General features: G+C 46.6%; 9 protein-coding genes. 6 read left to right on the top strand and 3 right to left on the bottom strand.

The window, feature by feature from the left end:
• The first annotated feature begins 213 nt into the window (after positions 1–213).
• Positions 214–4,362, top strand: coding sequence for a hypothetical protein (locus VIP81_RS02955; RefSeq protein ID WP_331956988.1), 4,149 nt, complete (start codon positions 214–216; stop codon positions 4,360–4,362).
• Between the two features lie 23 nt (positions 4,363–4,385).
• Here the strand turns inward: VIP81_RS02955 and VIP81_RS02950 are convergent, their stop codons facing one another.
• Positions 4,386–4,907, bottom strand: coding sequence for a DUF2911 domain-containing protein (locus VIP81_RS02950; RefSeq protein ID WP_331956987.1), 522 nt, complete (start codon positions 4,905–4,907; stop codon positions 4,386–4,388).
• Between the two features lie 106 nt (positions 4,908–5,013).
• Here VIP81_RS02950 and VIP81_RS02945 point away from each other — a divergent pair, with 106 nt between their 5' ends.
• Positions 5,014–5,853 carry an AraC family transcriptional regulator gene (locus VIP81_RS02945; RefSeq protein WP_331956986.1) on the top strand — a complete coding sequence of 280 codons (840 nt, stop codon included), beginning with the start codon at positions 5,014–5,016 and terminating at the stop codon, positions 5,851–5,853.
• Between the two features lie 157 nt (positions 5,854–6,010).
• Here VIP81_RS02945 and VIP81_RS02940 read toward each other — a convergent pair whose 3' ends face one another.
• On the bottom strand, positions 6,011–6,388 hold the full coding sequence (locus tag VIP81_RS02940) for a MauE/DoxX family redox-associated membrane protein (protein WP_331956985.1): 378 nt from the start codon (positions 6,386–6,388) through the stop codon (positions 6,011–6,013).
• Positions 6,389–6,501: 113 nt separating this feature from the next.
• On the opposite strand from VIP81_RS02940, the gene VIP81_RS02935 reads away from it, so the two are divergent.
• Positions 6,502–7,191: a DUF3592 domain-containing protein gene (locus VIP81_RS02935; protein WP_331956984.1), complete on the top strand. Its 690-nt coding sequence runs from the start codon at positions 6,502–6,504 to the stop codon at positions 7,189–7,191.
• A 201-nt stretch (positions 7,192–7,392) separates the two neighbouring features.
• Complete coding sequence (locus VIP81_RS02930; protein WP_331956983.1) at positions 7,393–9,774, top strand: ABC transporter permease; 2,382 nt, start codon at positions 7,393–7,395, stop codon at positions 9,772–9,774.
• Positions 9,775–9,782: 8 nt separating this feature from the next.
• Here the strand turns inward: VIP81_RS02930 and VIP81_RS02925 are convergent, their stop codons facing one another.
• On the bottom strand, positions 9,783–10,532 hold the full coding sequence (locus VIP81_RS02925; protein ID WP_331956982.1) for a DeoR/GlpR family DNA-binding transcription regulator: 750 nt from the start codon (positions 10,530–10,532) through the stop codon (positions 9,783–9,785).
• A 304-nt stretch (positions 10,533–10,836) separates the two neighbouring features.
• Here VIP81_RS02925 and VIP81_RS02920 point away from each other — a divergent pair, with 304 nt between their 5' ends.
• Together VIP81_RS02920 and VIP81_RS02915 are read left to right on the top strand one after the other, a co-directional pair.
• Positions 10,837–14,007: a TonB-dependent receptor gene (locus VIP81_RS02920; RefSeq protein WP_331956981.1), complete on the top strand. Its 3,171-nt coding sequence runs from the start codon at positions 10,837–10,839 to the stop codon at positions 14,005–14,007.
• A gap of 11 nt (positions 14,008–14,018) precedes the next feature.
• The coding region (locus VIP81_RS02915) for a RagB/SusD family nutrient uptake outer membrane protein (RefSeq protein ID WP_331956980.1) at positions 14,019–15,300 on the top strand (1,282 nt) is incomplete at its 3' end.

Genomic DNA, 15,300 nt, shown 5'->3' with positions numbered 1-15,300 from the left:
AACCCGGCATTAGCAAAAGAAACGCTGTCAGGCTCCATTGACAAACGGAAATCATTAGATGTATTTCTCACTAATATTGCTATCTCTTCCGGTATACAGTACTATTACAAAGACAATGTATTGCACCTGAAATAATTATCCCGGTCATTCACCCATATCTGTAGAATTTTAGTCCTAAAGATGCGTTAGTATATTTTGAACCTACGTTTTACTATGTTGAACTGCCGGACCCTTTCTTTCTTTTGTCAACTGTTGATCATATGCTGCATAGCCGCTGCAGGCAAAGCACAGGACACGATACACCTGAATGGTGCCTGGAAAATCCAGCCGGCACAATCCCCTGGGATACCACCGGATACCGCACAATGGGGCCACAGCCATTCGATTGACTGGCGACGCTTGACGGCCACCGGAAAAAATAGCGCCTGGGCCACGCTTCCGCAGGAACAGGTAAACAGTCTCTGGTACGAACAACCAATAAATATCCCTGCCAGCTGGCAACACAAAAGCATCGTCGCCGATTTCAGGCGTATAGAAGGCGATGCCATCATTTTCGTTAATCATCAGCGGGTAGGGGAACTATTAAGACCGGGAGGCGAAACAGATCTCAGTCCCTTTCTTTTGTACGGTCAAACTAATACACTGCGGATTTTTATTACCCGCAACTATACCGGTATCTCCAGGAACTTTGCAGCAGATCCGTTGCGATTTAAATCGAGGCAGGGTGGCGGCGTACCTATTCCAATGGCCGATTGGCCCATGGGTATTACGGCCCCGGTAACCATTATCGCCAGGCCGCTGCAAGCAATAACAGATGTATTTTGCATTCCTTCTTTCCGTCATAAAACGCTGACACTGGAAATTACCGTAGATGCAAAAAACGCCAACGGCAACTATGATTTGCAGGCACAGATTTTTGATCAGCAAAACAAAGCAGTGCTCTCCCTGCATAGCGTGCCGATGACGCTGAAAAACGGCCAACATACCTACCGCATACAAGCTCCCTGGAAAAATCCCATCTGCTGGGAACTCGACAGCGCCTATCTCTATCGGGCGAGGGTAACGTTAACGCAGCAACGTAACATAGTACATCAATACCCGGATGTGACTTTCGGATTCCGGGAAATATGGACGAGCGGGCGGCAACTTTTTATGAACGGGCATCTCTCCCGCTGGCGCCTCACCGACGTGTATGGCGCTAATCAATACAGCTTATCGTTGTACCGGCAGATAGGGTATAATGTAGGGCAGTTTCAACCGCATCAAAAGCTGTGGTGGCTCAATGATGCAGAAACACCGCTGCTGAATGAAGACATGCTCGATGAAATGGATCGTACCGGCATGGGCTGTACCGTACCGGGGCCTTCGGTATCGGTGATACGTGACCAGCTGTTACATGATCCACACACGCAACACGACTATGAAAAAGAGGTGGCTTACTTTATCCGGCATTACCGGAATCACCCCTGCATTTTTGCCTGGGTGATAGCCATGAACAGCGCCAATCCCAAATCCAATATTGATCCGGCGCATATGGGCAAACGCGATAGCGTGTATACCACACAAGGTAAAGTCATTGACCTGGCCTGCCGCATCGTAAAACAACAAGATTCCACCCGGCTGGCATTTGCACATGCCGATGGCAATGTAGGCGATATATCTTCTGCCAACGTATACCTGAATTTTGTTCCCTTGCAGGAGCGGGAAGAATGGCCTATGGCCTGGGCTGCAGCCGGTAACATGCCTTACGCAGCCGTAGAATTTGGCCCTCCTTACTGGAATAATTTCTGGAAAGAAAAACAATTGCTGCTCACAGAATATTTATCGATGTACCTCGGCGACGAGGCGTATACCTCGGAAACAGAAAAGGGCCTGCGGCAAACCATCGCGCTCAGCGGAAGCGCCGGCAGCGCCACCTGGGAGCAGCTGGACTTCCGCCAGTACCCTGGTTTCTGGCGGTTCCAGGAATTATTTACCCGTAACACCAACCGTGCCTGGCGTACCTGGGGCGTAAATGGCGGCTGGCTGTACTGGCTGCTGGAAGGCTATGGGAATCCCGGCGGAGAAAAACTTAAAAGTTTCACGCAACGTTATAAATCACTCACCGCGCCACTAAAAGGCAAACCTGATTGGGCCAGTCCCCGCTACGACATCTTCCGGGAAGCGAATCAGCCACTACTGGCATATATCGCCGGGGCGCCGGTACACACCGACAAAACCCATACTTTTTATGCCAAAGAAATTTTCAAAAAGCAGATCGCCATTGTGTGGGATGGCGCCTGGCGTCGCACCATGAAAGCCACCTGGCAACTCAAACAAGGCAATAAAATACATCAGCAGGGAACTGCTTCGCTTACCGTCAATGGCGGCGATATTCAACTATATCCGATCACGCTGCAGGCGCCCAACGTTCCCACCCGCACCGATATGCAACTGGTATTAACGGTAACCGGCGCGCCGGCTGATACTTTCCCACTGACGGTATTTCCCCCGCAAAAAATAAGCGCCCTCACATCACCGGTATGGCTATACGATCCTGCGGGCAAATCGGCCGCGCTGCTGGAACAACAAGGCATCAAATACAACGTTTTGAAAAGCGGGCAACCCATACCTTCCAATGCCATTTTAGTCATTGGCCGCGAAGCCCTGCAACCCGGCGATAGTCTGCCTTACAGCGAACCGGATATTGCCGCCGGTCTGCACGTCATCATCCTCGAACAACAGCCTACGGTGTGGGAAGGAATGGGTTTTGAAACCACCGCCACCATGCCACGCTATACTTATATCCGCGATGCCGGTAGTCCGCTGCTCACTGGCCTCCAACCATCAGACCTGATCAACTGGCGGGGTAGTCCTGATCTGTTGCCCGAAGGAAAACAAGCCAAAAGCTATGACACCCAGCATGCGCCCAAATGGACCAACCGCCATGCGGTGGCATCCGTAGCGCTGAAAACGCCAGAGGTAGCAGGTTTCACACCTATTCTGCAAACAGAATTTGACATGGCCTATACCCCTTTATTGGAATGGCGCTACGGCAAAGGCAAAATCACTTTCTGTGCTTTGGATCTGACCGGGCGTGTGGGTACAGATCCCGTGGCCACACAGTTAGCACATAACCTGTTGGCGGCGCAACAGGAAATACTACCGACCTTGCGCCCAGTATATTACGCCGGGAATAGCAACGGCAAAGCATTATTGAAAAGTGTAGGCGTGGCGTTACAGGAAGGTGTGCCTCCCTCCAATGCCATATGGGTCATTGGTTCCGGCGATCAAACCATATCTCGGGATACCATCCGGCAATTTGTTGCTGCCGGTGGCATCGCATTTTATCTTCCGCAGGAAAAAGCATATTTAGCGGCGCAGGGATTAAAAACGATCCCCAAAACCATCTTGCAGGCACACGCCGGGGAAGCCACCGGCCTGCTGCGAAGCATTGGCCCCAACCTGCTACGCTGGCGGGATACCCTGAATATAACAGCATTTGACACCACAGCGTTGATGGCTCCGTTGTCTGAAATAAAAAACGGCGATGACCAGGGCCGCGTGTTATGTGATGGCATACTGGCTGAAATAAAACGTGGCAAAGGCAAAAGCATTTATCTGCAACTTGCTCCGGAACAACTGGCCACACGTTATTCCAATGAACCAGACAAACAAACAGCCATACAACTCAGCGTGATCCGCCTGCAACAACTGCTGGCACAACTGCTGACGAACCTGGATGCCGCCCCCACCCCGGCAACTGCGCACGCACTCAGTCATGTAGCCCGCTCTCCCACCTTTCATACGCTCAGTGCGTGGAAAGTACTCGGCCCCTTCCCCGCCAATACTTCTAATGGTCGCGAAGTCATCAGCACCGCCTTTCCCGGACAGACCGATGCGATCAGCGGCGGAGAAAATCCAAATATCACCTATACCATTTCGCCAGGCACCGTGTTGGATTGGCGCCACACCGTTAATGCAGATCGTAATGGATTTGTAGACCTCAGCAAAGCCCTGGGTGGCAAAGATGATAACGTGGTCGCCTTTGTCACCAAAGGAATCAGCAGTACCACCGCGCAATCCGCCACACTTCGTTTAGGCGTGGACTATTGGATGGAAGTATGGTTAAACGGTGTTTCGATATTGCGGGCAGACACCAATCACCAAAAAAGAGAGAACGAATTTATATTACCGGTGACTTTAAAAGCAGGTGAAAATATCCTGACCATCAAAGTCGCTTCCGGCAAAGGCGGATTTGGCTTCTGGGCTAACATGGCCTACGCCGGCGCCGGCGAGGCCAATGCTAATCCCGTAAATACGGGTATGCTTTACCCGGTGGCATATAAGTATTTCGATCCTTATCAGTTTATTTACTGGTAAGGATCAAATGCAGCGGCTTACATTTAATTCACCTCGATCTTCAACGGCACAGCTACCCTTTCCCATTCCAGCGAAATGCTCTTCGGCGTAATGTTATACACCAACTTCTCCTGAGGATGCTTTAATTTTTTGGGCTTCACATCTACCCGCAGCTGGTCATCCGCTTCATTGTATTTAAACGCTCCCCACTGCTTTGGTTGTTTGTTAAAAATAGCAGTCCATTTCATATGGTCTTTCGGAATCAGGAAAAAACTATACTTCCCGGCGGGCAATAATTTACCCTCTACTTCAATATCCTGGTCGGTTTCAAAAGTGGTGGCCTCATTAGCGCCGGCCCGCCATACTTTATCATAAGGTACCAATGCCCCCCAAATCTGACGGTCTTTTACAGCAGGACTGCTGTAATGAATGTCGATATGGGTATTTTTTATGCCCCGGCTAATGGAATCAGCCGGACTTACTCTTGGTTTGGCTTGCTGCGCAAATGCCATGGCAGAAACCATCATTGCCGTAAACAGCAACGTGGCGCGGAAGAAATTTTTCATCGCTATTTTAGTTGTTTTAATTCTTTAAATTGGAACCAAAACAAAGGTAGAGGCTACGTAAAATGCGCTGCTGTACATTTTTTCAATTAATCAGTACTTTCAGAACATGAGAAAAGAGAGTTTACACAGGCCCTTCGAGATCGAATTTGTGACGCTGGAGCAATACCCAAAAGGCTCCCGCCACAACAGCTACTTTGAGTTAGTCTATATTTTTAACGGTACCGGCATACAATATATTAACCAGCATAAATTCAATTACAAAGCAGGTAATCTCTTCCTGTTAACGCCACAGGATATCCACTCTTTCGAGATCACTACCCCTACACAGTTTTTCTTTCTTCGTTTTAATGAATACTATGTAAAAACAAAATCCGGCCAGGAAAAAGATACCATACAGCGAATGGAATCTATCCTTCAAAATGCCAGCCACCGGCCGGGCTGCATCTTAAAAAACCAGGTAGACAAACCGCTCATTGCGGCGTTGGTAAGCAGCATTATACAGGAAAGTGATCATCAGCAGATCTATCATCAAAAAGTAATAGAACAAATTGTCAATGCTATTATTACTATTGTAGCGAGAAATATTGCGCTGAAGCTACCTAAAAATATAAAGGAAAATACCGGAGAAGTAGTACTGGATATATTGCATTATATTCAGGAAAACATCTTCGATCCATCCAGACTAAAAGCGGCGAAGATCAGCCAGCATTTTGGCATTTCACTGAGTTACCTGGGAAGGTACTTTAAAAAACAAACCGGCGAAACACTGCAGCAATATTTAACTACGTACAAACTGAGGCTCGTGGAAGCAAGACTATTACACAGTGATATGCGGATTGGAGAAATTGCTTTTGAATTCAACTTTGTAGATGAAAGTCATTTAAACAGGTCGTTTAAGAAATTAAAAGGAGTAAGTCCGACTGAATACAGGAAACAATATTGTTAAACCTTACGCCCATAAAGCGGCGTAGCAATTCCTGGAATAAATAGTTGACAGACTAACTTATAAACCTCCTCAAATACAAAGCGGATACCCCAAATATGAGATACCCGCTTTGTAAATACTTTAGATAGACGGCAGCTGCTTTCTTACTTCATCTCGCCTATTTTACCATTGGTAAATACTTTTCCCGGTTTTCAATAATCACCCAAATGTTGATGATCAACATCACTGCTGCTATTGGCAAACCAGAAGGAGCATTGAAGATGTTAGTCAGCATAACGCCTGCCATTACCGGCAAAATAATGATGGCGCCCAGCGCACGGGTTTTCTTCGGGATAAAAAGTATACCACCCACAATTTCAATAAACCCTACCAGTGGCATCAGCCAGCTGACAGTCATAAAAGCTGTCATTACTTTCATCATGCTTTCCGGCATGTCTTTGGGTACCGGCATGTAATTTAAAAACTTATTGAGACCGGCATTAATAAACATCAGTCCGAACAGGAGACAGACAACAAATAGAATCTTGTTTTTCATAGTGGCTAATTTTAACGCAAACATACATTTTATTTTGACTTACTTAAAGGGGTGATCCCTACTTACTTATTCAAATTTGTTATCTTGTCCTCTTATTCAACCCTTTAACTCCAATGAAACACCGGATCATCACTTTAACCTTCAGCATTTTTTTGGCCGTAGGTCTGTTGCTCACAGGTATTAGTCTCCTGCTGTGGTACAATACTGCCAGCTATAATGCAGCCTCCACAAAAACTACCGGAACCGTCGTAGATCTGCTGGAGAAAGGCAACCATGCCTTTTCGCCGGTAGTCATGTACGCCGATGCAAATGGCACTAAGCATCGTTATATTTCGGACATTTCATCCAGACCAGCAGGTTACAGCATCGGGGAAACTATTGAGATGTACTATGAGACGAAAAATCCGGACAACGCCAGAATAGCCGACTGGAGCCAATACCTGGGATGCTGGATCACCGGAGGACTGGGGATAATATTTAGTATACTTGGACTGGGCTATTTCGTGAAGAGAAAAGCCAGCCACTCCCGCCAGAAACAGCTAAAACAATCAGGACTACTAGTACATGCGAATATCGTTTCCGTAGAAAACAACCCATCCATCGAGGTGAATGGCCGCAATCCTTTTTTTATCCGCTGCGAAGCAAAAGATTCGCTCACAGGGAATAAAAAAAGTTTCAAAAGCGGTCTTATCTGGTCTGATCCCAGACCAGCGATTGGCAACCATAAAAAAATAAATGTTTATGTAGACCGGAATAATTCGCGTAAATATTATGTAGATATTTCACCTTTTGAGGAAGAATAGCAAGATATGCCACGATGGATGATCATCATCAATCGTGGCATATCTATAACGGATGACCGGAAATGAACACTGCTGTGTCGAAAATGAACAAGCTCGCTTTTACAAAACCTTCACCACCCCACCCAATCAGGCATATGTGTATCCGGCATTCTCTTTGTGCCTCCTTGCCACTGTTACGCTTCAACAGCTTATTCAAATGCTATGATCAGAAATTTCTTCAAGGTTACCTACCGTAACCTGCTACGCAACAAAGGATTTTCCGCCATTAATATTACGGGATTGGCCATTGGAATGGCCGCCGCCATACTTATTTTATTGTGGATACAGGACGAACTTAGCTACGATGAGTTTCATGAAAATAAAGACAGAATCTACGAAGTATGGAATCATGTACCATTTGAAGGCAAAGTGTCTTCCTGGAATTCCGTATCTGCGTTAACCGCCCATGCGCTGGAAAAAGATTTACCGGAAGTAGAACGCGCAGTAAGATTAAAATCGACTGATTTCCTTTTGTCTGTTGGTGATAAAAAAATAATGAAGACAGGCAATGCAGTGGATACCGGTTTCCTGCAAATGTTCAGTTTCCCGATGCGGAGAGGCAATGCCGCTACGGCATTGAATGAAATGTATTCGATAGTGCTAACGGAAAAGACAGCTAAAATTTTATTCGGCAACGAAGATGCATTGGGGAAAATTGTAAAAATTGAAAACAAAGATAATTTCACCGTTACCGGTATTTTAAAAGATTTACCAGGTAATAGCCGATTCAATTTTGACTACTTATTACCCTGGTCATACAGTTATTTAAGATACAGAGAGGGAGAAGATTTGGGATGGCATGATAACAGCACCCCTACTTATGTGATGCTGAAACCCCATACCAACTACGCCGCCGTGGCAGCTAAAGTCAGGATAATAAAACAGCAGTACGATGAGGAATCAAAAAAGATGAAATGGGAACTGACGCTTTATCCGCTAAGCCGCTGGCGCTTGTATTCCAGCTTCACCAATGGTGCGGAAGACAATGGGGGCCGTAGCACCTTTGTAAAACTTTTTGGCATCATCGCAGGGTTTATTTTATTAATTGCCTGCATCAATTTTATGAACCTGAGTACTGCAAGAAGTGAAAAGCGCGCAAAGGAAGTAGGTATCCGAAAAGTAGTGGGCGCGCAGAAAAGTTCGCTGATCAGCCAGTTTATCGGCGAATCTGTTTTTCTCGCATTGCTGGCAGGTATTGTAGCCATTGTTATTGTGATGGTAAGCTTACCCGGCTACAACCAGCTGACGGAAAAAAAACTATTCATCGACTTTAGTAATATCTATACCTGGATTACATTTATCGGGTTCATTCTCTTCACAGGTTTGCTGGCCGGCAGTTATCCTGCTTTTTTTCTTTCCTCTTTTCAACCCGTTAAAGTATTAAAAGGCACCTTTAAAAAAACAAACGCATTAATCACACCGAGAAAGGCACTGGTGGTATTACAGTTCACTTTTGCCACCATTCTTATCATTTGTACGATTATCGTTAAGCAGCAAATAGATTACGCCCGTGAGCGGGCAATAGGCTACAACAAAGACAATCTCATTTATCATTTCCTGACAGGCGACATCCCCAAAAACTATGCGCTGATAAAAAATGAATTACTATCATCCGGCATTGCAAAATCAGTTACCAGAACCAATTCTCCACTTACAGAAAGATGGAGTGACGGATGGGGGCAGAATTGGGAAGGAAAAGACCTGAACGATAAAACAACTTTCGATCGGTACCTGGCTGATGAAGGACTGGGCGCTACTGCCGGGTTACAATTTATACAAGGCCGTGATTTTGATTTGAAACAATTCCCTTCTGATTCCACAGGGCTGATCATCAATGAATCGTCTCTGAAAGTAATGAAGTTCAAAGATCCCATTGGAAAAAAGGTGTCAGATCTGGGCGTCGACTGGCATATTGTAGGCGTGATTAAGGATTTCATTTTTACCAGTCCTTATGAGCCCACAAGACCCATCCTGATATGCGGTGCAAAAAGCAGCTTCCTCAGCTTCAACATCATGCAGATAAAACTAAATGGCGGCAATGGAACAACGAAAAATATGGAACAGACAGCCGCTATATTCAAAAAATATAACCCCGATTATCCTTTTGATGCAAAGTTTGTAGATGAAGATTATGCCAGGAAATTTGAAGGCGAAAAACAACAAGGCACCCTCGCTGGTTTGTTTGCGAGCCTCACTATATTTATTTCCTGTCTTGGTTTATTTGGCCTCGCCACCTACATGGCGGAAAACAGGATCAAAGAAATTGGAATCCGAAAAATACTGGGCGCCTCTGTAGCCGGCATTACCACTTTGTTGTCAAAAGATTTTGTAAAACTGGTGATCATTTCATTCTTAATTGCTGCGCCACTCGCATGGTGGGCCATGTACAAATGGTTGCAAAACTATACCTACCGTGTGAGCATTGAATGGTGGGTGTTTGTAGTAGCGGGATTTTTATCTGTTGTGATAGCATTGCTGACGGTCAGCTACCAATCAATCAAAGCCGCCATTACTAACCCTGTGAAGAACCTGAGAGCAGAATAAAATAGTTGTCAAAGCAACTCCATATCCAGGTGCTGGTAAGGCGAGAGGAAATGATTATCAGGGTCCAGTTCCGTGATCAGGTAATTGATCCCGTTAAGGTCGCATACTTTCATGCGTTGAGAAGAATTCAGTTTTTCCGCGATGCTGATGATCGCTATTTTTTTCGCCGCGCGGATCATGGCTCTTTTCACCTGTACCACTTCCCAATCGGAGTCGGTCATCCCATCCTGTACCGAGAAGCCGTTGGCCCCCAACAGGCAAAGATCTACTTTAATATCTGCCAGCTGATTAATTACACTGGCACCCAGGTGAACATGTGAACTGGGAGAAAGCTGCCCACCAATAGTGATCACGGTAAGATTGCGGTGTTCTACCAGTTCCAGCGCCACCAGTGGACTGATCGTAAAAAAGGTAACACGCAGATTTTCGGGGATACTTTTCGCCAGTTCAATCATCGTAGTTCCCCCACCAGTCAGTACCACCATATCATTCTTCAGAAGCTTAATGATTTTCTGGGCGATCTGTTGTTTGGCCGCCTGTGCATACACCGTATTATCTGCCTTAAACGGATAATGAAAGGAGCGACCAATAGCGCCACCGTGTACTTTTAATACCTTCCCTTCTTCCGCCATCTCCTTCAGATCACGCCGAACGGTATCTTCCGAAATACTCAGCATGGCGCTGATGTCTGTCGATAATACTTTATTGTGGAGATTGATCTGCCTCATGATAAAGGCCTGGCGTTCTTCTTTCAACATTAGTGGAATGTATTTTTAAAATCGTACAAATTTAAAAAAAAGTAATCCAATCTGATTATGCGCGTTTTAGCGTGTTTCAAATGACTTAAAAACGCGTGTTAACGCATATTAACGTAAAAATATCGTATTTCTGTTTTATATTCATGCAATAAAACGCAAATACCTGCAATAAAACTGCAGGGGTGCCAGCGAAGAGTGATGACCCGTTCAACCAATAAATCTAATTTGCTTATAATGAAAATACTGTAATTCAACCTATTGTCAATCTAATTACTTATTCAACCAAGATCTAAATCTTCCCAACATGAAAGAAAGGATACTTATCACTTTCGCCTTCCTGCTGTTTTATGCCAGTTCCTGGGCCCAGAGCGTGCTAACAGGCACCGTTGTAGACAAAAGCAGCCAGGAACCTATTATCGGCGCCACCATTTTAGTGGGCAAAGCCGGAACAGTTACCAGCACCGCAGGCAAATTCACATTGAAGATACCCGACGGCGCCAACACGCTACACGTCACCTTTGTAGGGTACAAATCACAGACGATTCCTTTGAATGGCGCAAAGGAATTCCACATTACACTGGAAGCAGATGAACGTTCACTGGAACAGCTGGTGGTAGTAGGTTACGGCACACAACGAAAAGCCAATCTAACCGGCGCCGTTACCACCGTAGACGTGGCCAAAACCATGCAAAGCAGACCTATTACTGATCCGTCTAAAGCATTACAGGGAATTGTACCCGGTCTCAACATTACCTATTCCAATGGAGGACTTACCCAGGCCCCGGCCATCAACATCCGGGGTATTGGGTCTGTCAATGGAAGCGGCCGCCCTCTCATCCTCGTTGATAACGTAGAAACACCCGACCTCACGATGATCAACCCGGATGATATAGAAAGCATCTCGGTATTAAAAGACGCCGCCTCTACTTCCATTTACGGCGCCCGCGCCGCCTTTGGCGTGGTACTGATCAAAACCAAAACAGGTCTTCGCAATATGCCCACCAAAGTGCGTTATTCCAACAACTTTGCCTGGAGCTCCCCTACTGCCCTGCCCGACTTCGCCGATCCCGTTAAAGAACTCACAGGACTATATGACGCCGGCGTACGTGCAGGTACTACCTCTCCGGAATTATTCGGTATGCAATTACTGAAACTCCGCGACGGCATCAAAAACTGGCAGGAGAAATACGCTAATAACCGCAAGGGTATAGAAATGGTGCCGGGAGAAGATTTTGAAATTGATCCCAACGGTGGTCCCTCCTATTTTTATCGCGTATGGGATGCGAAAGATATGATGCTGAAAAAAGCTACCCCGCAACAGATCCAGAATATCAGTGTACAGGGTGGCAGTGAAAAGATCTCTTATTATATGTCCGGTGGATACAGCAACTCCGGCGGCATCCTGAAAATGAATCCCGATGATGTAAAAAAATACAACATCACGGGTAGCGTCAATGCTTCTGTTACCAAGTGGCTCGACATGGACGTGCGCATGCTGTACCGCAACTTTGAATACGATTACCCCTATCAGTACCAGAACTACTTCCAATACATGTGGCGTTGGGGCGCTTACTTTCCTTACGGTACCTATCAGGGAAAATACTTCCATCATACCCCCGGATATCTGGCAGGTGCTAATACAAGCACCGTTACAGATAACTATACCCGCGTAAACCTTGGCGCCACACTGAAGCTGACGAAAGATTTAAACGTTCGCGCAGAGTACACGATTGGCCGCGATAATATTACGCGTCATGAAGTAGGTGGTAAAGTAATGGCATGGGACTTCTGGTCTGCCGGGATGCCTTTTAACAATATTGCTACCGCCTCACAGGACGTAGTAGGCTATGCAGCCGGCAACTATAAAGTGAACACCTTTAACCTCTATGCTACCTACGATAAAAAGCTGAGCGCAGCACATCAGCTGAAATTTATTGCAGGCGTCAATGCGGAAGATGTAGATACACTCAACTACAGCGCCTACCGCCGTAATCCACTGGATCCGACTAAAGCGGAAATTCCGCTGGCCAGCGGCGACCAGCTGGTAACCGGCAGTCATCTGGCCAATGCCTATGCAGGCTTCTTCGGCAGGATCAACTACAGCTACAAAAATAAATGGTTGCTGGAATTGAATGGCAGATACGATGGCGCGTCCTCCTTTCCGCTGGCCGACCGTTGGGCCTTCTTCCCTTCTGCCTCTGTAGGATACCGTCTGACAGAAGAAAGGTTTATGGACCGATTCAAAAACGTGTTGTCTGATATGAAAATCAGGGCATCCTACGGTTCGCTGGGTAACCAGGACATGGGGGGAAAATGGTATGTACCTGCTATGGCTACCAATAACCAGGTAAACTGGATGAATGGCGGCAACTACGCTTCCGGCGTGGGAGCTCCACGCGCTGTGGCGGAATCTCTTACCTGGGAAAGAGTACGTTCCCTCGATATTGGTACCGATATTAGTCTGTTTAATAATCATATAGGCGTTACCGTAGACTGGTACGAGCGTAACACTGACAATATGCTCACCAACAAGGCGGTACCTGCCACCTTTGGTACAGATGCACCCCGGGAAAATGATGGTGCACTGCGCACCCGCGGTTATGAAATAGGAATAGATGCGAATTATAATATTACGAAAGACTGGACCTTCTACGGCGCTGTTGCCTTCTGGGACAGCAAAACAATGTTTACGGAATGGAATAACCCATCAGAATTATTATCGCTGAACTACAAAGGAAAGATGCTCGGCGAAATATGGGGTTTTGAAACGGATCGTTATTTTACGAAAGATGACGACCTCAGTAAGCTTCCCAGTCAATCGAAACTGGCAGACGGCAATTTCGTATTTGGCGCCGGTGATGTAAAGTATAAAGACCTGGACGGCAGCGGTGTGATCGATGGCGGTAAGGTTACCCGCAGCAATCACGGTGACCTCAAACTGCTGGGCAACTCCCTCCCCCGCTACCAGTATAGCCTTCGCCTCGGAAGTACCTACAAGGGATTTGATATTGATGTATTGTTCCAGGGTGTGGGAAAAGTAAATTACTGGGGACTGGGCGATGTAACCCTGCCCCTGTATCGCGCCGGCGACATCATGTATGAACACCAGCTGGATTACTGGACCGAAACAAATACCAATGCCTATTATCCGCGTCCATATCCCGGCAATGCCAATGGCAAAATCGCCGGTTTACTCTCTGGTGGCAACAACTTCTATCCACAGTCGAAATACCTGCTGAACCTGGCTTATCTGCGCCTGAAAAATATCACACTGGGATATACACTTCCGGCAAGCATTACCAAACAAATCCATCTGCAACGGTTACGCATATACGGCAGCGCACAAAACATTGCTACTATTTCCAACGTAGGCGTACCACTGGATCCGGAAATCACTACCGGAGAAGCAAATATTTTCGGCAGAACATGGCCATTTCAGAAAACCTGGTCATTCGGATTACAGGTCACCCTTTAAACTAACAACTGATGAAAAAGCGTATATACTTACCCGTTATATTGATATGCCTGATGGCAGGCGCCGGCTGCAAAAAATATGTAGACAAGGGCTTACCCGATCAGTTTGATGACAACACCTACTGGCGGTCGGAAGATAATATCCGGTTGTACAACTGGCCTTTTTATGAAAACTTCCCGGGCTATGGCAATGGCAATGGTTTTGGTGACTTTTACTTCACCTCCTTTTCCGATGACCAGGCCAGCACTGCCTTCACCAAATTCACCCAAAACGTTCCTGCCAGCGCCACCGCCTGGGACTTTAAAGATGTGCGCAAAGCCAACATCATGCTGGAAAGAATAGACCAGGTGCCGATTACAGATGAAGCCAAAAATCACTGGAAAGGTGTTGCCCGTTTTTTCCGGGCCCTCGTTTATTTTAACCGGGTGAAAGATTATGGTGATGTGCCCTGGATGGGAAGATCTATGGATATCAGCGATACCAGCTATATCTATAAATCACGCGATCCTCGTACCATGGTGATGGACAGCATACTCGCAGATCTCGACTTTGCCGCAACAAATATCCGGGTGAAAGATCTCGATAATACCATTAACCGCAACATCGCTTTAGCGCTTAAATCACGGATATGCCTGTACGAAGGAACCTGGCGTAAATACCATACCAATCCACAGCTGCCCGATGCCGCCAAATTCCTGTTGGCATCTAAAGATGCCAGCGAAAAAGTGATGGCTGGTGGGCCTGTACTGAATGCCGACTATGTCACTTCCTACAACTCCCTGGATCTGGCCGGCAACAAAGAAGTATTACTGTACAAGAAATATCTTCCCGGCTACCTCACCCACTCGCTCATAGGCTACCTGACCAGCAGTACCCCTATGGCGGGTCCCAGCAAATCTGCCATTGATGCATTTCTCTGTTCAGATGGACTACCCATCGGATTGTCGCCTCTCTATAAAGGCGACGACAACCTGCAAAACACCCGTGCTAACAGGGATAAGCGCCTGCTTCAGTCTATCGATACCGTCCTGTGCTACAACGGTAACCTGGTGAGTGGTCGCAGCAGCAGCACCGGCTATCGCCCTGCTAAATTCCTGCAACCTGCCGTATCCAACCCGCTCGCGCCCTATAACGATACAGATGCACCCGTTTTCTGGCTGGCAGAAGTATTGCTCAACTACGCGGAAGCGGCAGCAGAATTGGATAACCTGGGTCAATACACTTTCTCGCAGGCAGATCTCGACAAATCCATTAACCTCCTCCGCATTCGTGCCGCCATCCCCGCCCTTCAAT

This window comes from Chitinophaga sp. (assembly GCF_036566945.1).
Classification (GTDB): domain Bacteria; phylum Bacteroidota; class Bacteroidia; order Chitinophagales; family Chitinophagaceae; genus Chitinophaga.
This window is presented reverse-complemented; position numbering and strand designations above follow the sequence as displayed.